The organism is Hydrogenovibrio kuenenii DSM 12350 (genome assembly GCF_000526715.1).
In the GTDB taxonomy this organism is placed as follows: domain Bacteria; phylum Pseudomonadota; class Gammaproteobacteria; order Thiomicrospirales; family Thiomicrospiraceae; genus Hydrogenovibrio; species Hydrogenovibrio kuenenii.
On the sequence record NZ_JAGP01000001.1, the window covers coordinates 1,972,737 to 1,997,318 of the forward strand.

The following is a 24,582-nucleotide window of genomic DNA, read 5'->3' on the forward strand; positions in this document are numbered from 1 at the left end:
TAAAGCCGAAGGAAATTGCATGACGAAGAACATGCCCGACATCGCTTGTCAGCCATATGAAAATCCCCAAGGAAAACTAAACTGGGTCGGAATGTCCGGTATCGAACTACCGATTTTGGTCGAAAACGAACAAAGATCCCCTACTCAACTTTCCTCACAAGTCCAAGCCTACGTCAGTCTTGATGACCCACTTAGCAAAGGCATTCACATGTCTCGCTTGTATGTGATTTTGGACCAAAAAGGAGCCGAAGCGCCTTTATCCGCACAACATGTCAAAAGCCTGTTGCAAGCGTTTATTGATTCCCACGAAGGATTGAGTAATCACGCCTTTGTTGAGTTTCGCTTCGACTACTACGAAAGACGTCGTTCATTGAAGTCTGATAACTCAGGCTGGAAGCACTACCCAACCACTTTGCGCGGTGAATTAAAGGACGGCAACTTCGAATGCGAAGTCAGCATCAGCGTACCCTATTCGTCAACCTGCCCTTGCTCGGCAGCACTGTCTCGCCAGCTTATCCAAGAAGCTTTTGAACAAAAGTTCTCAGGTGGCTCCGTGGACTACCAAGAAGTTTTGGCTTGGCTGGGCACACCGGAAGGTATTTGCGCCACACCTCACAGTCAGCGTTCTTATGCACAGGTAAAGGTTAAGATTTCCGAGGAAGCACCTTTGTCGATTTCCGGCTTAATCAACCAGATTGAAGATGCAGTACAAACGCCAGTGCAATCAACCGTGAAACGTGAAGATGAGCAGGAATTCGCTCGCTTGAACGCCAGCAACCTAATGTTCTGTGAAGACGCAGCGCGTCGCCTACAGGCCAAGTTCAGCCAGCAAGCGGAATACATGGATTTCTGGATTCGTGTTAACCACTTGGAAAGCCTGCATCCGCATGATGCGGTGGCAATTGTCACCAAGGGTGTTCCGGGCGGTTATGATGATGAACCAAACTTTATGGATCGCCTGTCGGTTAATTAGAGTCAAAATCTACCAGGCTGGGGCAATCTCAGCCTGACACACCTCTTTCACCCTATCGGCAAAGCCGTTTTATCCACCACTTTTCTCAATACAAAACTGGTATGCACACCACTCACCCCTTCGATTTGCGTTAAATGATTCAATAGCAATTCTTGATACTCATCCATATCTTTGACCACCACTTTCAACTGATAGTCAGCGGATTGCCCGGTCAATAACAAACACTCCAACACATTGGGCATGGCTTGTATGGCACTTTCAAACCCTTGAAAACGTTCTTTGGTGTGTTTATCCATCGAGATATGCACCAGCGCCATTAAATCTAAGCCCAATTTTTTGGCATCCAATAACGCACGATAGCCGACAATCAACCCACTGGTTTCGAGTGCTTTGAAACGCCTTAAACAAGCAGAAGGTGACAGTCCGATTTTGTCTGCCAACTCCTGATTTGCCAATCGCCCATTTTCTTGCAATGCTAACAATATTGCCTTATCAAACTTATCCAATTGCACAGTCAAACCTTCTCGTTAAATTCAATTTAAAACAATAGTATTTAAACCAAAAAACTTTTACAACAATTAAATTTCAATAATTCTATAAATTTTAATCTTTTATGCCAAAAATACATTGTTAAACCCTATCTTTGCAATTAAATCCTGCGACTTACTTGATAGAATCTTTCTCAGAGTATGGCGCTACACAACTCCTAGTACTCTACAGAACTCTAATTAACTGAATACGGGAAAATAAATGAACACAATGAATTTCCACAAATATCGCCCAACGGCTACACCCGATTTACCCAATCGTCAGTGGCCGAACAAGCGCCTTACCCAGGCGCCGATTTGGGTGAGTGTCGATCTAAGAGATGGCAACCAAGCTTTGGCAAAACCCATGACGGTTGAGCAAAAGCTAAAACTTTGGGACAAATTGGTTTCTATCGGCTTCAAAACTATTGAAATCGGTTTCCCGTCTGCCAGTCAATTAGAGTTCGATTTTACACGTCGCTTGATTGAAGAAAACCGTATTCCTGACGATGTCACGGTACAGGTTTTGGTACAAGCTCGCGAACACCTAATTAAACGAACTTACGAAGCACTTGAAGGTGTTAAACAAGCAGTTATCCACGTTTACAACACTACATCACGCGTACAGCGAGACAAGGTCTTTGAAAAAACGCAAGACGAAATCAAGCAAATGGCCGTACAGGGTGCAACTTGGGTTCAAGATTATGCCAAGCAACATCCAACATCCAACTGGATTTTCCAATACTCGCCAGAGAGCTTTTCGCAAACTGAAACAGACTATGCCGTAGAAGTCTGCCAAGCCGTAATGGATGTATGGCAGCCAACACCACAAAACAAGTGCATTTTAAACCTTCCGGCAACCGTGGAAAGCACTTCGCCAAACCGTTTTGCAGATCAGATCGAATACTTCATCACGCATTTGCAAAATCGTGAATCCACCATTATTTCTGTACACACACACAATGACAGAGGGTGCGCGGTTGCAGCGGCCGAATTGGCTATTCTAGCGGGAGCAGATCGTGTTGAAGGTACACTTTTGGGTAATGGCGAACGTACAGGCAACATGGATATCGTTACCCTAGCGATGAATTTCTACAGTGAAGGCATTAACCCTGAGTTGAATTTCAGCAACCCGGATGATTGGATAGAAGTGGTGGAAGAAGTCACACAAATCCCAACACACATTCGCCACCCCTGGGTTGGGCAAGCGGTTTACACAGCCTATTCCGGCAGCCATCAGGATGCAATCCGTAAATGCTTAACGGTACAAAAAGACAGCAATCCTTGGGATGTGGCTTATTTACCCATCGATCCCAAAGACATTCAGCGCGATTATGAAGCGATTATCCGCGTAAACAGTCAGTCTGGAAAAGCAGGTGCGGCTTTTGTATTAGAGCAAGAATATGGACTTCATTTGCCAAAATGGGTGCAACAAGATTTTGCCCCTACTGCACAAAACTGTGCCGAATCGACCGACGGTGTCGTTAGCCACAAAATTTTGTACGATGCATTTATTAAGCACTACAAGCTAAGTGAAAGTGCCATTCAGCTTGATCATTACAAACTGGATAAGCAAGACGGAAAAGAACATTTGAGTTTGAATGTTAACGGTGAGTCTTGGCAAGGCGTTGGCAACGGCACACTAAGTGCCTTGTGTAATGCTTGGCAAAACAAAACGAATCAAGAAATTGATGTACTGGATTATGCTGAGCACGCTATGCAACAGGGCAAAGAAGCAAAAGCTATCGCGTATATTTATGTACAAGTTGGTGATCAAAAGCGTATCGGTATCGCAATGATGGAAGACAGTCTTTCAGCAATGATGCAAGCGCTTATCTCAGCCGTACAATAAAAATCTACCAGGCTGGGCCTAACCCCTAGCTGCGCGATATTTTCTTAACGTCCATAAAAAAGGGCATGCACTTAAAAAGTGATGCCCTTATCGTGAGAACAGGTTCAGTCCGACTTCTATTTGGACCTATATCATTAATGACCTAACATCCAAGGACGAGCTGTCTTTTTGGTCTGCATCTGTAAGCCAGGAGACTTGCTTTCTTTTTCTTCTGATGGCTTAGTACTGGTTGCCGAACAGGTATGCACACTGCTGGAACAACCACAACTCGAACGTCTTACTGCCTGGGGTGAATGCTTTGAGCGTTCATTTATTTCCCACTTTTTGCGATCCTCTTCTGACAAGATCGCCAAATAAGGTGCACCAATTTGCATTTCAGACTCAGAACCACACATAGGACAGTAGCAAGGGTCATTGCGCTCAGACAAATCCCTTAACACTTCAAAATCCCCACATTCTCCACATTGATATTTGTATATTGGCATTCTAAACCCTTCTTGAATTTGAGTGCGCACACCCTAAAAGGATGTACGCATGCTTTTACACTCTATTTTAGAGTGATTACTTATCACTTGTTTTGGTCATATCTGGACCTTCAGGAACCAAGATTTTTGGCCCATCATTGTTTGGCATCATATCGAAATCAAAGATCTCGGTAGGTAGCCAAAGTGTTGCACAAGCATTCGGAATATCAACGATACCACTGATATGCCCTTCAACAGGTGCTGTACCCAGAATAGACAAGGCTTGCTCACCGGTATAACCAAACTTCTTCATATACTCGATAGCATTCAAACAAGCTTGCTGATATGCCACAGTCGTATCCATATAGAACTGCTTACCAGTGTGATCCACCGAAATACCTTCGAAAATCAGGTAATCTCTATACTTAGGATCAACTTTACTTGGCTTGAAGACTGGGTTTTTAATACCGTATTTCTTCACACCGTCTTTGATAATCTGAACGCGAAGTTCGATAGAACCTGCCATCTCAATCGCACCACAGAAAGTGATTTCCCCATCCCCTTGCGAGAAGTGAAGATCCCCAACTGACAAACCTGCGCCTTTAACGTAAACAGGGAAATAGATACGAGATCCTTTTGAAAGGTTTTTGATATCACAGTTACCACCATGCTCACGAGGCGGTACAGTTCTAGCACCCTCAGCTCCTGCTGCTTTAGCTTCTGAGCCAGTCATTTGCCCCATTAAAGCTGTTTCTTCATAAGGCAAGGTTGCCAAAGGTGGCACACGATCAGGATCCGTTGCAACCAATCCACTTTCACGCTTGTTCCACTCTGCCAACAATTCTTTTGACGGCAAACAACCAATCAAACCTGGGTGCATAATCCCTTCGAATTCAACACCAGGAATATGTCTTGATGAAGTATAAATCCCTTTAAAATCCCAAATAGATTTACGTGCTTCTGGGAAAAACTCGGTTAACAAACCACCACCGTTTTCTCTTGCAAAAATCCCGTTAAAACCCCAAGGGTCTTCCGCAACTGGTGCAACATCTAAAATGTCCACTACCAATAAATCGCCAGGCTCCGCACCTTCAACACCAACAGGACCTGTTAGGTAATGCACCTTGGTCAAGTCAACATCTCTAACATCATCGGCACAATCATTGTTACCGATCTGACCACCAGTCCAGTCAAAACACTCTAGACGAAATTCCGCACCAGGCTTAACAGTAACAGCCATCGGGATGTCTGGATGCCAACGGTTATGAGGTTTAATATCCTGCTCTTCAGGTAGTTTGGATAAATCATAACTGATTAAAGTTTCTAACATTATTGCCTCCACATACAAAATTTGGTTCCAATACATCCGTCTTTGCATGTATTTTTTTGGTTTTAATTTAACAACCGACAAATTTAATAAAAGCAACTTATATGCCCAACAAAAAAACCTCTTTATAAATAAGAATATTAAGAAAGCATTAATATAAATTTTAAATACGATTAACGATCTAATGATTTATTTTGGTGCAGATAAGTATAAATATGGTTATTTAAGAAATGATTTGAAAACTTTGAGGTAAAAACCAACTAAAAATTCAGACAATTTACGAGGATGATCCAGCACTTCAAAGTGATTTTTTCTAAAAATTTGCTGCAGATAATCATCCGAATCCTTATCTAACGACAGGCAAAAAACCTTACAGCCACTGGCTTCAATTTCTTTAACAGCGTAGCCAGCATCTTCAGTCAAATAGCGACCATCATAGACATCTATATCCGATGGCTTTCCATCTGTAATTAATAAAATAAGCGGGTGTGCGGCCTTTTGTCGACTAACTTCACCATAAGCATGGCGTAATGCTGCACCTAATCGGGTCGAATATTGCGCCTTAACACCATCAACAACAATACTTTTCTTATCTTCGAAAGTCTTTAGATGCTGATAATTTACCTGATGACGACCATCCGAATTAAACCCATCCACTTGGTAATCATGCCCCAGCAGATCCAATAGTTGCGTTAACACCTGACTGGATTCAAGAGTAAGCGACAGAACGCTCTGATCAGTATCAGCCAACTTTTGATTCATTGACTCTGAAAGATCGAGCAACACCAGTACAGAAAAATCGTTATGCGACTGCCTTGTACGATGTATATAGATATTTTGCTCGGAACCTACCTGCCCTGAACGCAACTGAACCGAGTAATCCACTAAGGCATCAATATCTAGATCATTCCCTTCTTTTTGACGCTTCATTCTCTGGTGTTCGAACTGAAATCGTGAAATAGTCTGATACAAGCGCTTTGCCAAAAAAACACCCGATGCTCCTACATCCAGCGCAGCATCAGCCGGCTCAAAATGCATTTCATGCAACTTACACCAGTCTTTCTTTAAATGACCTATTCGATAATCCCATTCCGGATAGGACAAAACATCATCAAGAATGATTGAATCTGACGTTAATTCATCATAACCCTGCTCATTCGCTTCAATTGCAAAATCAGTACTAAGCGCGCCAATAGATTGTGTCGCTACCTGCCGACCATGCTCAACCTCTTCAAAAGAAATACCCGATGAATGCACTTCATCTACCTCTTCAGGCTCTTGATCTGATACAGAAATGGCTTGCTCTTCTTTCCACAGAAATGAATTATCATCACGATAATCAAGCAACATAAAAGTCTGCCGCTCATTCATACTGATACGCAACTGACCTATATCATTCGCCATTGAAAGACCAATTTTTCTGGAAGTTTCAACATCTGCCAGATCGGATTCATGAAACATTTTCAGGTATTTTGGCGAAAAATCACCAACACTTTTCTGACCATGAAACGCTTGAGCCACTTCAAATGCCAAGTCGTCAAAATGCGTTGAAAAAATATGATCTTCAGAAAGAACTTGAGAAATTATTCGTCCAATACCTGGGAAATCGGCCTTTACCAGCGCTTCGACTCGAGCATCTTCAACAACACCAATCAATACTTTTTGGCGATTGTTCAACCCCTTGGCTTCAAATGGAGTGGAATAAACCTGATGTGCTGCAAGGTGAATAGCACAGATGAGAAATTTATCGTAAGCAGCTTTAATAGAATCTGCTTCGAAAGAATTTGGTAAATAAAGAGAATGAGCTTCCAGCTTGGGAAGCCCATCTGATAACAGAAGAGAAAACTCTCTGCCAAAAACCGCTGCCAACGTTAGTTCAAGCTGCCGCTTAATGTCTTGAAAATAAACAACCTCTTTCATTTAGCGACAACTTACAACGAACGTCAACACAAGGTTATTGATGCCCGGTTGGCGTTTCCTCGTTTGGAATACCTTCAATCGGACACTCAGCAGTACCAACAGTACTACGTGTAATGGCTTCAACCTGCTCTTTAGCTTTCTCAGGATCATTAATCCAAGTGTTATAAAACTCGTAAGGACAGGCCGCCACACCTTGATCACCTTCACCAGAATTAATTTTTCCTGTATAACCGCGGTGCAACAACTTGAACAAGTGGTTCTGAGATTGTGCATTTTTACGGAAATCACGAATTTGAGAAACGGACAACTCAGCATACTGAATACCGTAATCTTCTTCGCCACACTCACCTAGAGTATGCCCATCAAAACCAACGATAGCAGAGTGACCAAAGTAAGAATAAACACCATCAAATCCGCTCGCATTCGCGACGGCAACGTAGGTATTATTCATCCATGCCATTGCCTTAGAGACCATGATTTGCTGCTCTTTTGCCGGATACATATACCCCTGACAACGAACAATCAACTCAGCCCCTTTCATCGCACAATCACGCCAAATCTCTGGATAGTTACCATCATCACAGATTATTAAGCTGATTTTCATGCCTTTTGGCCCTTCGGTCACATAGGTTTTATCACCAGGATACCAACCCTCGACTGGACACCAAGGCATAATCTTGCGGTATTTTTGAACAATCTCACCCTGATCATTAATCAAAATCAATGTGTTGTAAGGCGCTTTATTTGGATGATCTTCATGCTGCTCACCCGTTAAAGAAAATACACCCCAGGTTTTTGCTTGCTTACAGGCGGCTGAAAAAATTTCAGTTTCCGCACCAGGAACCGTTGATGCTGTGTCGTACATTTCTTTGGCATCATACATAATTCCGTGAGTTGAATATTCTGGAAAAATAACCAGATCCATCCCAGGTAAACCTTTTTTCATACCGATAAGCATATCAGCGATCTTCTTCGCGTTTTCCAGCACCTCTGCCTTAGTATGTAAACGTGGCATCTTGTAGTTAACAACTGCAACACCAACCGTATCTTTACTTGAAGAAATATCTCCGTGTCTCATTTTTTTACACCTTCTTTAAAATTTAAATCGACAAGAACTGACTTACTTGTTTCTCATCAACGTTTTCACGCAAGTCTTCATGAATAAACTTACCTTTCTCAATAACAATAATGCGATCTGCTACTGCCATGGTAAAACTCAACACCTGCTCAGAAACGATGATAGAAATATTTCTCAGTTTCTTGATTTCATTTAGTGCGTTAGCAATATCTTTAATAATTGAAGGCTGAATACCTTCAGTCGGCTCATCCAACAGCAAAACTTTTGGATTGGTTACAAGTGCGCGCGCAATAGCAAGCTGCTGCTGCTGACCACCTGACAAGTTACCGCCTTTTCTGTGACGCATATCAAACAACACAGGAAACAAGGCATAAATATCTTCAGGAACACGCTTTGAAGGCGCTTGGGACATACCCGCTAAAATATTATCCAAAACCGTTAGTTGTGGAAAAATCATGCGCCCTTGAGGAACATATGCAATCCCTTTATGAACACGCTCATAACTTTGCATTTTGCTGACGTCTTCACCTTCAATCGAAATCGAACCGTCACTCAATGGCAAAGCACCAATTAAGCTTTTAAACAGAGTGGTTTTACCCATTCCGTTACGTCCCATAATTGCCAAAGTCTCTTCTTGACCTAAAGTGAAATCAACACCATGTATCACTTCACTTTCTGAATAACTGACCTTTACACCCGATACATCTAACATTTCAATTCTCCTTAATGCCCTAAATAGACTTCAATGACTTTAGGGTCATTTTGAACCTGTTCCATCGTGCCAAATGCCAAGATCTTGCCCTGGTGAAGCACCGTGACCTTATGCGCAATCTTTTCAACAAAATGCATATCATGTTCAATAACCAATACAGAACGGTTTACGGTGATCTTTTTCAATAATTCAGCTGTTTGATCACGCTCTTTAACACTCATCCCAGCCACTGGTTCATCCAACATCAGCAACTCAGGATCCTGCATTAATAACATGCCGATTTCCAACCATTGCTTCTGACCATGACTCAATAAACCCGCTTCCGTATCAAGAAAATCTTCCAATAAGATTTCCTTAGCTATTTCAGTGACCTTATCGACAACCTCTTGGCTTCTCTTGAAGACCAAGCTACTAAAAACACCACGACCCTTTGGATAAGAAATTTCCAAATTCTCAAAAACACTCAGGTTTTCATAAATAGAAGGGTTCTGAAACTTTCGACCAACACCACTACGTACGATCTTGTACTCAGGCATTTTGGTTAGTTCTGCATCTTTAAATTTGATACTACCTTCAGTCGCTTTCGTTCGCCCACAGATCAAATCTAGAACCGTGGTCTTACCCGCACCGTTTGGCCCGATAATTACGTGTAACTCATTTCTGTCCAGATAGAAATTCAACCCATCAACCGCTTTAAACCCATCAAAGGAGACAGTCAAATCTTCTATCGCTAAGACGATGTCATTACCACTACTCATTCTTTACTCCTATGAGCAAGGAAATTACTCCTTGCTACCGATACGTTTGATTCACTAAGTTGATGACGCCACATCTTTACCCTTCTTGAATTTCGCAAAGAAGGCAAAAAGTTTCGCTTTGTGTTTGTTGTACTCTCCAGCAATACCATCTGGGAATGCCATAACCACGATGATAAATAGCGCACCCATCAGGAACAACCACATCTCTGGTGCCGTCTCTGAGAAATAAGTTTTTCCGTAAGACACCAACAAAGCACCATACACCGCACCAATCAAGGACATACGCCCTCCAACCGCCGCGAAAATTACCATTTCAATCGAAGGTACAATCCCAACAAAAGATGGCGACATAAAGCCAACCTGCAAGGTAAACATTGCACCACCAATACCGGAAATAACCGCTGACAAACAGAAGATAAATATCTTAAAGGCCGATACGTCATAACCTGAGAAACGAACTCTATCCTCTTTATCTTTCATTGCTAGCAATAGACGACCGAACTTGGACGTCAAAACATATCTAGCCAATAAAATCACACCAATCAACAGGAATGCATTTACGTAATAAAGAATATACTTAGCAGAATCAGTACGGATATCCCAACCATTCATGGTTCTTAAATCCGTCATTCCGTTAATACCACCGGTATACCCCTGATTCCCCACAATCAACAATGTCAGAATCAAAGCGATTGCCTGAGTAATGATTGAGAAATAAACCCCACCAACACGACGCTTAAAAATCGCCCAACCGATAAAGAAGGCCAAAATAGCTGGCACAACTAAAACAGCAATCAGTGAAAAAGTCAGACTATGGAAGGGTTCCCAGAACCACGGCAAGGCCGTCAACTGGTTCCAATCCATAAAGTCAGGAATACCTGGCGTTGACTGAATCTTGGTTGCTTCAGGCGTAGAAGCTTCAAGCTTGAGGTACATAGCCATAGCATAGCCACCCAAACCAAAGAACACACCTTGACCCAAACTAAGGATACCGCCATAACCCCAAATCATTACCAAACTCACTGCAACAAAAGCATAAGTCAGGTACTTACCGACATTTCCTAAACGGAAGAGATCAAGCGCTAACGGAAGCACCAGCATAATCAACGCTGCTAGAAGTGCTAAATAGATAGCACCCTCTTTTCCACCTAACAGCCTGCCATAAACAAAATCTTTCATGCTTGACTCCTTTACTTACGAATCTTAGAAGGGAATAAACCTTCTGGTTTTGCCATAATCACACCAACAACCATCAATAGCGTTAGCACTTTGGCAATGGTTCCACTCATAAAGAAGGACATAATTGAATCGGTCTCTGCAATCGTAAATGCGGAAACAATTGTTCCAACCAAGCTTCCTGCACCACCTAATACAACAACCATAAAGGTGTCTACGATATGCAATGATCCGGATGTAGGGCCTGTAGAAGCAATCGTTGTAAACGCCGCCCCAGCAACACCTGCAACACCACAACCAATCGCAAAAGTTAATCTATCTATTTTGGCGGTATTAATTCCAACTGCATTTGCCATCATACGGTTTTGCACTGTCGCACGAACCTGAATACCCCAATGAGATTTATTCAAGAACATAAACACCAAAGCCGTTACTACAATCGACAACACCAATACAAACACACCGTTAATCGGAATCTGAATTAGATCAGTCAAATCAAACGACCCCATAATCCAATCTGGCATATCCGGGCTCACTTCTCGCGCCCCAAAAATGGAACGGAAAATTTGCTGCAGAATCAAACTCAATCCCCATGTCGCTAACAGCGTATCCAAAGGACGTTTATACAAGAATCTAATAAAACTCCATTCAACTAAGTACCCGACAATAAATGCAACCGCAAATGCCGCTAAAATAGCGAGTGGAAAGTACTCATTTAAAAAGCCGTAACTCGTGGCTATATGAGATAACAAATAGGTGGTATAAGCGCCAAGCGTCATGAACTCACCATGCGCCATATTGATAACACCCATCTGACCAAAAATAATGGCCAATCCTAAAGCCATTAAGAGAAGCACACTGAACATGCTAATACCGGCGAAGCCCTGCATAGCTAAAATACTCAGCAACTCCGAAGATGTATACCCATCCATACACCGACTCCTCTGATGTAACCTGATAATCCTGCAACCAGGACGGTTGCAGGTACATTGAATTTAAACTGAATGAGAAGGGAGTCTGGCGACCCCCATCTATTAGAGAACCGTTACCGGCTTATTGATACCCTTTAGGGAATGGATTTGGCTTGATAAGGTCTGATTCCCAAACCACTTTAGCCTGACCATTTGGCTGCCACTCACCAATACGCGTTTTGAAGTACATATGGTGGTTAGAATCCACTTTTAGGTAACCGTTTGGAGAATCCTTCCAAACATGACCAATCTGTGCTGGAATAACTTTCTCGATATCAAAGCTACCTGCTTTTTCAACCGCAGCCTTCCACAACCAAGGACCAAGATATGCTGATTCAGTTACGTCACCGATAACCGCATCTTTACCATAAGCTGCTTTAAATGCTTTAACAAACTTCTTGTTGCCAGGAACGTCTAAAGACTGGAAGTATTTCATTGAAGAGTAGAAACCTTTCAAGTTTTCTCCGCCAATTCCTTTCGCTTCGTCTTCTGTTACAGAAAGTGTCAACAGTTTTTGCTTCTTAGAGTTCAAACCTGCTGCAATCATTTGCTTAAAGAATGCAACGTTACTTCCACCTACAACAGCAGAGAACACTAGATCAGGTCTTTTTAGTTTGATTTTATTAATCAAAGAACCGAACTGAGTACTACCTAGAGGATAATATTCTTCACCAACAACTTTTCCATGTAAATGTTGCTCAATATGCTTACGAGCAATTTTCATAGACGTTCTAGGCCAAATATAGTCAGAACCAACTAAGTAGAACTTTTTAGCATGCAATGTTTTGCTTGCCCAATCCAAACCAGCTAGGATTTGCTGAGTTGCTTCTTGACCTGTATAGAAAATATCATGAGACTCTTCCAACCCTTCATAGAAAGTTGGGTAGTAAAGCAAGCCCTTGTCTTTTTCAAGCACAGGCAGTACTGCTTTACGAGATGCAGACGTCCAACAACCGAAAATAGCAGGAACTTTATCACTCTCTAAAAGTTTCTTCGCTTTTTCAGCAAATGTTGGCCAATCCGACGCACCATCTTCGGTAATTACTTTAATTTGGCGTCCAAGAATACCACCAGATTCGTTGATTTGTTTAATCGCTAATTTTTCAGCCTGAACAGAACCAATCTCACTGATCGCCATTGTTCCTGTTAAAGAATGCAAAATCCCAACAGTAACTGTTTTATCATCTACCGCAAGGCCTGTTGTCATTACTTTAGATGTTGGGTAATCACCGGCATGAGCGGCTGTCATTACACCTGTCAAAGCAATCCCACCGATTGCGGCAGTCATCGCTTTTAATAAGGTACGTCTTGTCTTTATCATCATTAACTCCTAGTTTTACTTGACTAAAACAGTCAAGAACTCGCTACACTCAGAAAATAAGAAACATATGCATAAACACATTTCTTTAAATCACTAAAAGCAACTAAAAGACCAAATTTTTAACTAAAATAAAACATAGCTACCATAAAAACCTTAAACCATTGTTTTTTATAAAAATTAATAAATCAAAAATTAATAAAAAAACAAACCATACTTAAAAAAACAAACCGAAAATGAAAAAATAATGAATATATTCACAATATATTAACTATATTGGTGCACGCACATCCAAAATAAAACAATTAACAATTTAAAAACAAAAAAAGGAGGCAAAGCCTCCTTTAAAGATAAGTAAAATAATTAATAACTACTTAAAAATCACCGCCAGTGATTTCTTTATAAATACGTCTTGCATTGTTTTTCGCCGCCTGATCAAACACAGGTCTGTCCTTATACATAGATTGATCAATTGCCTCGGCATCTTTCTGTTTACCACCGGCATCCACAACCTTCTGCACCTGCTTCTGAACATATCGGAAATAATCATAAGTCTGACGCTTGATCGTTGCCATATCTGCTGGCGTACCATGCCCAGGCACCACTGTCACATCGTGCGGAATTTGGCTCATCATATTCTCAAACGATCTAGTCCACTCAAAACTATTTGTGTAGTTGAACATAACAGGCATGCGCTCGTTAAAGCCTAAATCTCCGGTAAACAAAAGCTTACGACTTGGAATATAAACACTGGTTGACGCAGGTGTATGCCCTGGCCCAAAGTCCATCAAAATAAACTTTTCGCCACCACCAACATCCACCGCCAACTTATTTTCAAACGTTGTGAATTTATCAGCAACATTTCTTGCCGACTGCGTCAATTCTTCACCTACGCGACGCCCCCATTCGGCTTTAATGTGAGGGAAAGCGTCATCAAACTGCTTATTCGCTAAAGCACTGGAATACAAATGGCGCACACCAACATCCCACCAATAGCTTGCACCCAAATAAGCATGCCCTTGATTATTTTCAACCGCTAACCACTTCACCGGCTTGTCGGTAATCGCTTTAATTTGTTGGTGCACACTATAAGCAATGGCTGGGTTAGCGCCAGCGTTAAAGACAAAGACACCATCTTTAAAAATGACAAAGGAAATATTATTATTTAAGCCGAAGTTGGACGGGTTATGCCAAATCTGACTCCCGACAATGGTATAAACCCCTTTTTTAACTTTTATCGCCTTAGGCAAAGGCAACACCTTCCCAATATAACCCGCTTTTGCTTCTGCCGCTTTCACATCACGAAGGTAAGCGTTGGCCGCTTGATATTGATCTTTTGACTGTACACGCTTGAGATCCTGCGCCCAGGCTTTGAAACCATCCGTATACGGATCGCTATTTTCCGCATAACTTTGACCCGAAATGCCTAACAGCATTAAAAAACATAGTGGTAAGTATAAACCTCGTCGTCCCATACCATTTCTCCTTAGTTGCACCTTTATAGTCATTATCTATTTAGGCTAATACATTCGGCTTCTTTACGTATTCGCAAGCCTGTTTTTATGTTCTATCTAATAAATCAGAATGCTTTAATGCATAAACATCAAAAATAGTGATCGCCAGTGCGGCAATAACCGGACCGAAAAATAAACCAATAATTCCAAAATGAATCAGTCCAGCAAAAGTCGATAAAATCGTCATCATCGTATGACTTGCCACTTCCATTCCCTCGCCTTTAGCATTTAGCGAAGCAGAAATTCGGTTAATCAAGACCGGGCGCAAAATATTATCGATTAAGAACCCATTAATAAGCGCTCCCACAAATACAACCACGCCTACCTCAGCATATTGCCCTTGGAAAGTTAAAAATATGGCTACAGGAATCCAAATCAATGCCGAACCCACTACTGGAATAAAAGAGGTCACAGCAATTGCCATCCCCAAAAACAGCCCAGGCAAGCCTAAAAGCCAAGCCACAGCAGCGAAGGTAATACCTTGTGCAACAGCCACCCCCAACACAGATAGCAATAAAATCGTTGATAGATTAGAAAAACGCGACATAATCATTTTGTCGTAATGATTTTCTAGCGGTGAGAGTACTTTTATATGTTGTGCGATCTTATGACCATCTCGATAAAAGAAAAACATCGCAAAAATGGCCAATAAAATAAAAGTTAAAAACGAAGTGGTATTTCCAAACACACCCTTCACTAAAAAAATAATCGTTTCTTGCGCAAACTTAATAATCTTGCCGGCATTGTCTTGCAACTGCTGCATTAGCTGCGCCTGAGTAGCGTCAGGAATAGGAATAATATGGATGAGATTTCGGTTCATATCGACAAAAGTCTGCGGTGTTTGCATCGCAAGCCATCGTTGCGCCTCACCGTAAACTTGCCCCACTTGCAAACCGACTTCCAAAATCAAATAAGTTACAGGTGCAATAACAGTTAAAAACACCACAACACTCATTAAGGCAGAAGCCGTGTTTTCCGAATTGACCTTGCATAACACTTTCTGATAGATTGCATAGGTGGCAGTTGCTAAAATCATTGCGAAGAACAGCGCTTCCAAAAACGGAGAGAACAGCCATAACAATCCAACAATGGCAACGAGCAAAAGTATCAATAAAAAGCTTTCAGCCAAACTTTGTTGCGTGCGCATGTTTTACTACCCTAACTCTAGCTTACATATGAGTCATTAATCTATCATGAATACACCAGTCAAAAAAGTTTTAATTCGCCCCGTTGAAAACATGCAAATCCTCTCTTATCAAGAGGCGAAGCAACTTTGTGATGAAAACGACCACGGACTTAACGAGCTACTTAGGCGTTGTACATTAGCTGTACTCAACACTGGTGCAAAAGAAGATAACGGCCTTGCGCTTTTAGAAGCACACCCGGATTTTCAGATTAATGTAAACGTCAAAGGGCGCGGCATTCAATTAGAAATCGAAAACGCTCCGGCCAACGCTTTTGTAGACAGCGAAATGATTATCGGTTTACAGGAGCACCTCTCAGCCGTCATTCGCGATCTACTCTACGCCAAAAATGAAATCATCGACAATCCAGAGTTTGACCTAGACAGTTCTTTTGGCATTACCAACGCCATTTTCCATCTTGCGCGTAACGCCAATTTAATGTGTATCGACAGAGACCCAAATATCGTTGTCTGCTGGGGTGGGCACTCTATTAGCCTTGAAGAATATAAATACACCAAACATGTTGGCTATGAGCTTGGACTAAGACGTTTCGACATCTGTACAGGCTGTGGCCCAGGCGCCATGAAAGGCCCTATGAAAGGAGCTGTGCTCGGCCACGGCAAGCAGCGCCACAGAGGGGCACGTTTCATTGGTTTGACAGAACCAGGCATTATTGCTGCCGAAGCGCCAAATGCCATCGTCACCGAGCTGGCTATCATGCCCGATATTGAAAAACGTTTAGAAGCCTTTATGCGCTTAGGACATGGCATCATCATCTTCCCGGGGGGCGCAGGCACTATGGAAGAAATTCTCTACCTGCTCAGCGTATTACTGCACCCTCAAAACCTGGAAGTCCCCATTCCGGTCGTGTTAACGGCTTCCGAAACTCACAAAGGTTACTTTGAAGCAGTACTGGAATTTATCGAAAATGCACTTGGCGAAGAAGCCAGACAAAAACTTACTTTTGTTTATAACAACCCCTCCCATGTTGCACACTTGATAAAAAAAGGCATTCAAGACGTTCGCAATTACCGTAGAGAAACCAGTGACGCTTATTTCTTCAACTGGAACCTTTATATTCCTCTTGAGCTACAAAAACCGTTTAAACCAACGCATGAAACCATTTCTCAATTAAAACTCCACAAAAACCAACCGCCTCATCAGTTGGCTTCCGAATTACGACAAGTTTTTTCAGCTATTGTCGCAGGTAATGTTAAGTCAGAAGGAATTCGCGAAATTGAAGAAAAGGGTCCTTTCCAAATTAACGGAGATCCTGAAATCATGACGCGCATTGATGCATTACTGAAAACGTTTGTTAAACAACGACGCATGAAATTGGGAACGGAAAACTATGTGCCCTGCTATAATATCATCACCAAAGAAAAGGGAGATTAACCTCTCCTTTTTCTTCTGTTTTCTACCTATCAAAATAACAAAAAGAAACTCCCTATGACCTTTGAAGAACTTGAACTGGATCCTGTTTTATTAGCCGCAATTGAAGAACAGCATTTTAATAAACCGACACCCGTTCAAGCAGAAGTGATTCCCGAGTTTATCTTAAGAAGAGACGTACTGGCTGGGGCAGCTACGGGTACAGGTAAAACCGCTGCCTTTGTTTTGCCTATACTACAAGTTTTATTGGATGAACCTCGTCCAACAAGCCAACCAAGAGCTTTGATTCTCGCACCGACCCGTGAGCTTGCTTTCCAAATTCACAAGGTTGTCAAACAGCTGGGAGATCATTGTAACTTTCGTTCCAATATCGTCACAGGTGGCTTTGCATCTGACAAACAGCTTGAAAACCTAAATGGTCCGCTGGATATTTTGGTTGCCACACCTGGCAGACTGCTCAACATCATGTCAAAAGAATTTATCGACCTGTCTTACATCGACATGGTCGTTATTGACGAAGCTGACCGCATGCTGGACATGGGACAAGGCCCAGATGTTTTAGCACTATTAGAAGCCATCCCAACCGATTTCCAAGCCGCTTGTTTCTCAGCGACGCTGGGCGGTTCGGGTGTCGCACGTTTTGCCGAAGACATACTCGACGACCCAGCCATTATTCAGATTGATGCACCAAACCAACAATCTCAACAAATACAACAAGTGATTTACTTTGCTGATAGCCGAGAGCACAAACGCGCTTTATTAATGAGCCTACTTGAAGATGACAGCTGTAAAAGTGCACTAGTGTTTTGTAATCGAAAAGAACGCGCGATAGAGCTAGAAGCCTGGCTACTAGAGCAAAAAGTTTCTGTTGATTTACTACACGGGGACATGATTCAGGCTAAACGCATGGAAATCACCCGAAAATTCACCCAAGGTAAAACCAAAGTCTTGGTTGCAACCGATGTCGCTGCTCGTGGTTTAGACATGCTAAATATCACACACGTCATTAACTACGACCTACCGCACCGCGGCGACACCTATATTCACCGCATCGGACGCACCGGCCGAGGACAAAATGTAGGCATCGCCATTAGCTTGGTTGAAATACATGACCTAAAACCTCTTGAGCGCATTCAGTACCACATGCAAGCTAAAATTCCAGTGAGCAAGATTGCAGGCTTAGAGCCACAACACAATACTGGCAAAGCCAAAAAAGCCGCTAAAAAACCACACAAAAAGAAAATCGCTAAGAAGCTGGCAAAAGCCAAAAAGACCAGTAAGAAAAAGTAATATTAGTGCTACCCCAGCCTACGACCCCATTTTTTTGGCAATCTCTTTTGCCAAAATTGGAATTACATCTTTATAGTACATTAGTTTTTTCAGAGACTTATTGTTATAAAACTCATCAAATAAAACCCAATCAAATTTTGAAATTTCGGGTTTCGAAAAATCATCGTACCTGTTATTAAACGTGGATGGCACAATATATGATGATGTATCAGTTCTTTCTCTATCCTCCAAAAAAGTTAAATAAAGCTCTTTTTCAATATAATCATAGAAATGCTTTTTTCTATGTTTATTTAGCTCTATGAGCTTATAACTATGTAACAACAATCTTTTTGAATTTGGTGAAAATTTCGATGCAACAATATCTTTATCTGACTTAATAGTTTCAACATATTTTTTCAAAGTTTTATCTGAAACATTACCATATAGATCATGCCAAAACCCATTTTCTAGGTTTTGAAAAAGTTCATCTCTTTTAACAAACTTCATATATACAAAGGAATTCAAGGCAGGATCTAAACGGTGATACTCATTAACCAGAAAACCATCCTTTCTATAAAAAGATATAGGAGGTATTCCGTACTTTACCTTAAAGGTACAGTGCATAATATCAGCGTATTTTTTAAGCGCTCTTTCAATCGTATTTCGTTTTTGCTGCTGATTCTGAATGGAATCAGAAAAATCCATGTAAAAGATAATTACTTTCCCAAATGGCAAATATCGCCAGCCTTTATATCTTTTCTCATAAACTAAATTTTTCTTAAAAATTTGCTGTAAATGCTTCTCAATTTTTTGCTCCGAGTATTGAACTTCAGCCTTTGCCGAAGTCATCGACACCAATAAAATCAAAGCGGGTAAGAAAAAGACGGATAAAAACTTAATCAAACTCAAGATTCCTTGTACCCAACTCAGAAAGCATCATTAAAATCTGCCAGACTGGGGTCATCATTGATAAAACTCTAAATCAGGATGCGACGTTCTTCTGTTCTTGTGCCGTAAGCCATTGCTCATCCTGCAATTTTTCGAAGTAGTAATGACTCAGTAAAATCACAGCCAGAACAGGCGCAAAGAAACTCATGACAGGAAAGATGCTAACTGAGTAGAGAATTCCCATCGGAATTGAAGAAGGCCAATCAGTGATGGACTTAACTTTTTCGAAAGCTTCTTTTGGCAAAATCACTTGCCCCACATCCATTACGATGGCATAACGGAAAAAGATAAAACCGATCAGCCAGAACCAGACAACATTAATCAATGGAATGAATAATAATGGAAAGGTCACCAACAATAACAATATCATCAGCAAACCGAATTTAACCAGTGCCCAAACCATACCCAGTATTGAACCATGACCTTCGTAGTGCAAATGACTATAGTGACTTTTATGCACAGCTTTAACCAGTGAATCGGTCATAAACCCGGTAATAATCATGGCAAACAACAACACCAAATAGCTACCGAGAACAATCCCCAACAACCCAGCTATAACAGCAACGGCAACCCCAATGAACCAGAGGACTAAGCCACCAATAACCGGAATCGCGCCAATGGTTTGCTCTGCATGCACATGCCAGGTTTCAAAATCCTGAACCATTGGACTTTGGGTGACAAAATCACTGGTAAGAAAAATACCGAACAAGCCGTACCCCAACAAGGACACCAAAACCAAACCTATAAAAAACGGCATGAACAATCGAATCAAAATGGCAGGATTTTTTAAATCCAATAGGGTTTTTATAATTAAAGACATGATTTAGCGACCGTTAGAGAGGTTAAAAGATTGAAGTACACGAATCCACCTCAATGAATTCGTGTTAGAACTTATTTAATCCAAATGGTTTTAATATTAGTAAACTCGCGAATACCGTGTTCAGAAAGCTCACGCCCGTAACCGGAGTTTTTCACACCACCGAATGGCAACCTCGGGTCTGAGAAGGTAATACTATTGATATAAGTTGCACCAGACTCCATGCCTCTTGCCATTGTTTCAGCAGTAGCCATATCATTCGACCAAATAGAGCCACCCAAACCAAAGTCCGTTGCGTTCGCCAACCCCAAAGCATGAGCTGGCTCAGTTGCTTTCAACACAATCGCTACCGGACCAAAAAACTCTTCATTAAACGCAGGCATATTACTGGAGATATTGGCAAGAATCGTCGGCGCATAATAACAACCGGGACGATCAAGCTGATACCCGCCCGTAACAATTTCCGCACCCAATTCTACCGAAGCCCTCACCTGAGCATGTAACTCATCAAGCAAATCTTGGCGTGCCATTGGCGCCAGACTGGTTTCTTTGTCCATCGGATCGCCAGCAATAAACTTATCTTCTATCGCAGCTTTAAATGCTTCGATAAACTCAGCATAAATCATCGAGTCAACAATAAAGCGCTTTGAAGAAATACAGCTTTGCCCCATATTCACAAAACGCCCTTTCACTGCACCTGCAACCGCCACTTTAATGTCGGCATCATCCATTACAATAAAGGCATCTGAACCACCGAGTTCAAGCACGGTTTTTTTCAACTCTTCACCAGCAATAGCTGCAACTTTGCGCCCAGCAGGTTCACTACCTGTCAGGCTAACAGACTTAACAGCAGGATGACGAATAACAGATTCGACTTTATCCGCACCAATCATTAAAGTTGTAAACACGCCATCTGGATAGCCCGCTTTACGGAAAACTTCCTGAATAGCCAAGGCACATTGCGGCACATTGGAAGCGTGCTTTAAGAGCGCCATATTACCAGCGGTAACCGCAGGAACAGCAAAACGAAATACTTGCCAGAAAGGATAGTTCCAAGGCATCACCCCCAGCACAACGCCTAATGGCAAATAGGCGACATAACTTTTAGATGCACCAGATTCGATAATTTCATCGGCCAGTTGAGCAGGTGCGTGCTCAGCATAGTAATCACACAACGTGGCGCATTTTTCAACTTCAGCTTGAGCTTCAGAATAAAGCTTCCCCATCTCTAGGGTAATCAACTCGGCTAAGACATCTTGGTCGTCTCTCAACACATCTGCCAATCGCTTTAATAAAAGACAGCGTTCTTCCATGGTTGTGAGTTTTGCCCAATCCCCAAACCCGTATCCTACTTGAGTCACCACGTCATCTAAAGTGGCCTGATCCCAAGTATCAAATTCAGCAATCAGTTCTCCCGTCGCTGGGTTAGTTGATTTCATCGCCATCACTCATATCCTTTTGTCACTGGCTTCATAAATTAAACCTTACTCCTGTCTAGCCTTTAATGTGCAATTGCTTCTTGCGCCCAAGCAGATGAAGTTAAATAAATATTACCAATCTCAGAAATACCTAAATTTTCATACCTTAAATCAGCATATTTTTCGCTAGTACATTCTAAGTTATGCAAAACTTCCAAGGCTTTACCCATTAGACCTCTTTTATCCACCAATGCAGTTTTGATGGTGCCTGATAATGGCATTTCATCAACAACATATTGAATTGGGGTGCGGAAAAACGCACCAAGAGAAGAAAGTAATCCCACCAAGAAGTAACTATCTTTTTCCGAGTTGTGTCCAGATTTCTCTGCTAAAAGCTCACAGAAGCGTGCGCGAATCAATGAAGTCACCAACAACTCTTGTGGCGCATCGCCCATATCCGCCAACAACAACATATTGACCCAGAACTTCAAACGTTTCAGCCCCATATACTTCAGCGCGTCTGAAATAGATTCAACACGAACGGGAATCATCGTCATTGGGTTATTCACCGCTATAAGCAACTTGTGGCTCAAAGCAACATCCTGACTCAGAATTTCAGACAACTGATGGTAATCAGTTAAAGGATCATTGATTTTCGCCATTAACTGCAACAGGTTCAGTTTATTTCCGGTTAACTTCTCACCGTTAATAATGACAGGGTTGGTAAAAAAGTGTCCTTGAAAATAATCAAATCCAAGTTTTTTCAAATAGTGGAACATTTCTTCTGTTTCCACTCTTTCCGCAATGACTTTTACACCTTTTTCATGCAGGTCCTGAATCATACGTTTCAGCTTAATTTCTGTATGAGCTTCATTATCAATCTTGGCAAAATCACTGATAGAAGCTAGCTTAATGCTAGAGTCATCTTCGATATAGTCATCCAACGCAATCGATGACCCGGTACCTTTCAACTCTTTAAGGCGTTGCAAAATATCAACATCATGATTCACATTATTTGGTATTTCCAACACCAGAGTTTCACCTTCCTCAAACACTGGCAAGTGTTCGGAAGCAATCAATTCTTTTGGTAGCGCCATCATGGCGGCATGCTTACCAACAATCGACTGAAACCCTATCTCGGCTTCCGTTTTTTTCAGCAACTCTTCCGTAGCTTCAATTGTTTGCTTGCTAGGATTCATTCCTTGATGAAACTGTAATTCGTAGGCAAAAACTTCCATATTTCTGTCTAAAATTGGTTGGCGTCCAATAAATACTTCAGACATAGCTTTTCCTGTCATTTTTTTGTTAAGCGTTATTCCAAATCAACTCAGCTTGGAAGTGCGATTGTATCGCGATTTAAGCCAAACTTTACCGCCGCCCTCCAAGGAAAGCAAGTAAAAATACCCAACTTCCTGTCAGGAAATTCTCAATCTATGGAAGAGAATGTTTCTATAAATGGTTATCTATCAGCTACAGCATTTTATTTTTCAAGACATTAACGATTGAAACGTAATCTTTGCCCAGGGGTAAAGTCTGAGAATTTACCTTGGTAATATTTCAACTTACCATTAACAATCGTACCTTCTATTGAAGATTTGAATTCATGACCTTCCCACGGTGACCAACCACATTTGTAAAGAACGTCTTCACGTTTATCAACATGTGGCTTATTCATATCAACCAGCACCAAATCTGCTGCATAACCTTCTCTGATGAAGCCACGGTTGTCGATTTGATAGCGAATCGCCACGTTGTGCGCAATTTTTTCCACAACCAGAGGCAAATCAAACACGCCTTGGTGAACTAAGTCTAGCAATGCTGTAAGAGACTGCTGAACCTGAGGCAGACCTGCAGGTGCGTTGAAATAAGTATTCTGTTTTTCTTCCCATGTATGTGGAGCATGATCTGTGGCGATAATATCAATACGTCCTTCTCTAACGGCCTGGCGAATCGCGTCTCGGTCAGATGCTTTCTTAACCGCTGGATTACACTTAATAAGGCTGCCTTTTGCCTCATAGTCTTCATCTGTAAACCACAAATGATGAACACAGGCTTCAGCTGTGATTTTCTTACCCTTAACTGGGCCTGGCTCAAACAACGCCATTTCATCTGCCGTTGTTAGGTGTAATACATGTAAGTCAGCACCTGTTTTTTTAGCTAGGTCTACCGCAAAAGAAGAGGACTTATAGCAGGCTTCACGACAACGAATGTCAGGATGATAAATCATAGGCACATCTTCACCGTATTTCTCACGATAAATCTCTTCCTGTGCTTTAATCATCGGTGTATCTTCGCAGTGCGTGGTAATCAAAGTCGGGCTGTGGGTAAAAATATCGGTCAGCGCTTGCTCACGATCAACCAACATATTTCCGGTTGAAGCACCCATGAAAATTTTAACGCCGCAAGTTCCCGTTGGATCCAATGCTTTAACTTCTTCAATATTGTCGTTGGTTGCACCCAAGTAAAAAGAGTAGTTCACCCAAGCAACCTGACTGGCATGCTGATATTTTGCTTCCAAATTTTCTATGGTTGTCGTGGTAGGCCTAACATTTGGCATATCCATAAAAGAAGTGGTTCCACCGGCCAAAGCAGCCTTGGACTCGGTAGCAATAGAACCTTTTTCCGTTACCCCAGGGTCACGAAAATGCACTTGATCATCAATAAACCCTGGCAACAAATGAAGTCCCTTTGCATCAATAACTTGATCCGCTTTTTCATCCAGTTGTGGTGAGATTTTTTCAATAATGCCATTTACTACCAGAACATCCGCTTCAAATATCTGACCTTCATTTACAACGGTTGCCTGTGTAATTAAAATGCGACTCATTCATCACTCCTTTTAGAAAATTGTTAGCAGCTAAATCAACACGAGAAATACTTGTTAAATTTTCGCGCTTTATTGTTTCGGTATTTTACCGTTTTACCTAAGACTTCGCAGACTGAACTGTACACCTTTGTGCAAAT

At 41.7% G+C, this 24,582-nt stretch carries 21 protein-coding genes; 4 read left to right on the forward strand and 17 right to left on the reverse strand.

All coding sequences use genetic code 11. The features are described 5' to 3' along the window. The first annotated feature begins 19 nt into the window (after positions 1-19). Positions 20-973, forward strand: a complete 954-nt coding sequence (gene folE2 / locus N745_RS0109325; RefSeq protein ID WP_024851858.1) for a GTP cyclohydrolase FolE2 — start codon at positions 20-22, stop codon at positions 971-973. A gap of 47 nt (positions 974-1,020) precedes the next feature. Here the strand turns inward: folE2 and N745_RS0109330 are convergent, their stop codons facing one another. Continuing rightward, complete coding sequence (locus N745_RS0109330; protein WP_245595679.1) at positions 1,021-1,491, reverse strand: Lrp/AsnC family transcriptional regulator; 471 nt, start codon at positions 1,489-1,491, stop codon at positions 1,021-1,023. A 232-nt stretch (positions 1,492-1,723) separates the two neighbouring features. Here N745_RS0109330 and N745_RS0109335 point away from each other — a divergent pair, with 232 nt between their 5' ends. Beyond that, positions 1,724-3,352, forward strand: coding sequence for a 2-isopropylmalate synthase (locus N745_RS0109335; RefSeq protein ID WP_024851860.1), 1,629 nt, complete (start codon positions 1,724-1,726; stop codon positions 3,350-3,352). 134 nt (positions 3,353-3,486) lie between these two features. On the opposite strand, the gene N745_RS0109340 is transcribed toward N745_RS0109335, so the two are convergent. From N745_RS0109340 to N745_RS0109390, 11 genes are all read right to left on the reverse strand, one after another. Further along, positions 3,487-3,837, reverse strand: coding sequence for an FmdB family zinc ribbon protein (locus N745_RS0109340; protein ID WP_024851861.1), 351 nt, complete (start codon positions 3,835-3,837; stop codon positions 3,487-3,489). Between the two features lie 76 nt (positions 3,838-3,913). After that, the gene (gene fmdA / locus N745_RS0109345) at positions 3,914-5,146 is read right to left on the reverse strand and encodes a formamidase (RefSeq protein WP_024851862.1); all 1,233 of its coding nucleotides are present in this window, start codon (positions 5,144-5,146) and stop codon (positions 3,914-3,916) included. Positions 5,147-5,362: 216 nt separating this feature from the next. Next, a complete protein-coding gene (locus N745_RS0109350; protein ID WP_024851863.1) occupies positions 5,363-7,063 on the reverse strand; it encodes a nitric oxide reductase activation protein NorD in 1,701 nt (566 codons plus the stop codon). Between the two features lie 34 nt (positions 7,064-7,097). Beyond that, on the reverse strand, positions 7,098-8,141 hold the full coding sequence (locus N745_RS0109355) for an aliphatic amidase (protein ID WP_024851864.1): 1,044 nt from the start codon (positions 8,139-8,141) through the stop codon (positions 7,098-7,100). 22 nt (positions 8,142-8,163) lie between these two features. Further along, positions 8,164-8,853, reverse strand: coding sequence for an urea ABC transporter ATP-binding subunit UrtE (urtE, locus tag N745_RS0109360; RefSeq protein ID WP_024851865.1), 690 nt, complete (start codon positions 8,851-8,853; stop codon positions 8,164-8,166). Positions 8,854-8,864: 11 nt separating this feature from the next. Further along, a complete protein-coding gene (gene urtD / locus N745_RS0109365; RefSeq protein WP_024851866.1) occupies positions 8,865-9,611 on the reverse strand; it encodes an urea ABC transporter ATP-binding protein UrtD in 747 nt (248 codons plus the stop codon). Between the two features lie 54 nt (positions 9,612-9,665). Further along, positions 9,666-10,790, reverse strand: a complete 1,125-nt coding sequence (urtC, locus tag N745_RS11960) for an urea ABC transporter permease subunit UrtC (protein ID WP_038070712.1) — start codon at positions 10,788-10,790, stop codon at positions 9,666-9,668. An 11-nt stretch (positions 10,791-10,801) separates the two neighbouring features. Further along, positions 10,802-11,719: an urea ABC transporter permease subunit UrtB gene (urtB, locus tag N745_RS0109375; protein WP_024851867.1), complete on the reverse strand. Its 918-nt coding sequence runs from the start codon at positions 11,717-11,719 to the stop codon at positions 10,802-10,804. 121 nt (positions 11,720-11,840) lie between these two features. Then, complete coding sequence (gene urtA / locus N745_RS0109380) at positions 11,841-13,082, reverse strand: urea ABC transporter substrate-binding protein (protein ID WP_024851868.1); 1,242 nt, start codon at positions 13,080-13,082, stop codon at positions 11,841-11,843. A 368-nt stretch (positions 13,083-13,450) separates the two neighbouring features. Beyond that, positions 13,451-14,551: an MBL fold metallo-hydrolase gene (locus N745_RS0109385; protein WP_024851869.1), complete on the reverse strand. Its 1,101-nt coding sequence runs from the start codon at positions 14,549-14,551 to the stop codon at positions 13,451-13,453. 85 nt (positions 14,552-14,636) lie between these two features. Further along, the gene (locus N745_RS0109390) at positions 14,637-15,737 is read right to left on the reverse strand and encodes an AI-2E family transporter (protein ID WP_024851870.1); all 1,101 of its coding nucleotides are present in this window, start codon (positions 15,735-15,737) and stop codon (positions 14,637-14,639) included. 46 nt (positions 15,738-15,783) lie between these two features. Between N745_RS0109390 and ppnN the strand changes: the two genes are divergently transcribed. Both ppnN and N745_RS0109400 read left to right on the forward strand, forming a co-directional pair. Continuing rightward, positions 15,784-17,169 (forward strand): nucleotide 5'-monophosphate nucleosidase PpnN, encoded by a 1,386-nt coding sequence (gene ppnN / locus N745_RS0109395; protein ID WP_024851871.1) that lies wholly within the window; start codon positions 15,784-15,786, stop codon positions 17,167-17,169. 54 nt (positions 17,170-17,223) lie between these two features. Further along, positions 17,224-18,456, forward strand: coding sequence for a DEAD/DEAH box helicase (locus N745_RS0109400; RefSeq protein WP_024851872.1), 1,233 nt, complete (start codon positions 17,224-17,226; stop codon positions 18,454-18,456). Between the two features lie 18 nt (positions 18,457-18,474). Here the strand turns inward: N745_RS0109400 and N745_RS0109405 are convergent, their stop codons facing one another. From N745_RS0109405 to N745_RS0109425, 5 genes are all read right to left on the reverse strand, one after another. Then, the gene (locus tag N745_RS0109405; RefSeq protein WP_024851873.1) at positions 18,475-19,338 is read right to left on the reverse strand and encodes a hypothetical protein; all 864 of its coding nucleotides are present in this window, start codon (positions 19,336-19,338) and stop codon (positions 18,475-18,477) included. Between the two features lie 79 nt (positions 19,339-19,417). Continuing rightward, positions 19,418-20,203 carry an EI24 domain-containing protein gene (locus N745_RS0109410; protein ID WP_024851874.1) on the reverse strand — a complete coding sequence of 262 codons (786 nt, stop codon included), beginning with the start codon at positions 20,201-20,203 and terminating at the stop codon, positions 19,418-19,420. Positions 20,204-20,274: 71 nt separating this feature from the next. Then, positions 20,275-21,645: an NAD-dependent succinate-semialdehyde dehydrogenase gene (locus N745_RS0109415; RefSeq protein WP_024851875.1), complete on the reverse strand. Its 1,371-nt coding sequence runs from the start codon at positions 21,643-21,645 to the stop codon at positions 20,275-20,277. Positions 21,646-21,701: 56 nt separating this feature from the next. Further along, complete coding sequence (locus tag N745_RS0109420; RefSeq protein WP_024851876.1) at positions 21,702-22,901, reverse strand: EAL and HDOD domain-containing protein; 1,200 nt, start codon at positions 22,899-22,901, stop codon at positions 21,702-21,704. A gap of 212 nt (positions 22,902-23,113) precedes the next feature. Then, positions 23,114-24,445 carry a dihydroorotase gene (locus N745_RS0109425; RefSeq protein ID WP_024851877.1) on the reverse strand — a complete coding sequence of 444 codons (1,332 nt, stop codon included), beginning with the start codon at positions 24,443-24,445 and terminating at the stop codon, positions 23,114-23,116. Between the last annotated feature and the right edge of the window lie 137 nt (positions 24,446-24,582).

Coding starts and splice junctions, on each gene's coding strand:
- ppnN (WP_024851871.1), top strand. CDS start 15,784: ATGAATACACCAGTCAAAAAAGTTTTAATTCGCCCCGTTGAAAACATG.
- N745_RS0109340 (WP_024851861.1), bottom strand. CDS start 3,837: ATGCCAATATACAAATATCAATGTGGAGAATGTGGGGATTTTGAAGTG.
- N745_RS0109390 (WP_024851870.1), bottom strand. CDS start 15,737: ATGCGCACGCAACAAAGTTTGGCTGAAAGCTTTTTATTGATACTTTTG.
- N745_RS0109355 (WP_024851864.1), bottom strand. CDS start 8,141: ATGAGACACGGAGATATTTCTTCAAGTAAAGATACGGTTGGTGTTGCA.
- N745_RS0109350 (WP_024851863.1), bottom strand. CDS start 7,063: ATGAAAGAGGTTGTTTATTTTCAAGACATTAAGCGGCAGCTTGAACTA.
- N745_RS0109385 (WP_024851869.1), bottom strand. CDS start 14,551: ATGGGACGACGAGGTTTATACTTACCACTATGTTTTTTAATGCTGTTA.
- urtA (WP_024851868.1), bottom strand. CDS start 13,082: ATGATGATAAAGACAAGACGTACCTTATTAAAAGCGATGACTGCCGCA.
- N745_RS0109400 (WP_024851872.1), top strand. CDS start 17,224: ATGACCTTTGAAGAACTTGAACTGGATCCTGTTTTATTAGCCGCAATT.
- folE2 (WP_024851858.1), top strand. CDS start 20: ATGACGAAGAACATGCCCGACATCGCTTGTCAGCCATATGAAAATCCC.
- N745_RS0109335 (WP_024851860.1), top strand. CDS start 1,724: ATGAACACAATGAATTTCCACAAATATCGCCCAACGGCTACACCCGAT.
- urtD (WP_024851866.1), bottom strand. CDS start 9,611: ATGAGTAGTGGTAATGACATCGTCTTAGCGATAGAAGATTTGACTGTC.
- N745_RS0109415 (WP_024851875.1), bottom strand. CDS start 21,645: ATGGCGATGAAATCAACTAACCCAGCGACGGGAGAACTGATTGCTGAA.
- fmdA (WP_024851862.1), bottom strand. CDS start 5,146: ATGTTAGAAACTTTAATCAGTTATGATTTATCCAAACTACCTGAAGAG.
- N745_RS0109420 (WP_024851876.1), bottom strand. CDS start 22,901: ATGTCTGAAGTATTTATTGGACGCCAACCAATTTTAGACAGAAATATG.
- urtE (WP_024851865.1), bottom strand. CDS start 8,853: ATGTTAGATGTATCGGGTGTAAAGGTCAGTTATTCAGAAAGTGAAGTG.
- urtB (WP_024851867.1), bottom strand. CDS start 11,719: ATGGATGGGTATACATCTTCGGAGTTGCTGAGTATTTTAGCTATGCAG.
- N745_RS0109425 (WP_024851877.1), bottom strand. CDS start 24,445: ATGAGTCGCATTTTAATTACACAGGCAACCGTTGTAAATGAAGGTCAG.
- urtC (WP_038070712.1), bottom strand. CDS start 10,790: ATGAAAGATTTTGTTTATGGCAGGCTGTTAGGTGGAAAAGAGGGTGCT.
- N745_RS0109410 (WP_024851874.1), bottom strand. CDS start 20,203: ATGTCTTTAATTATAAAAACCCTATTGGATTTAAAAAATCCTGCCATT.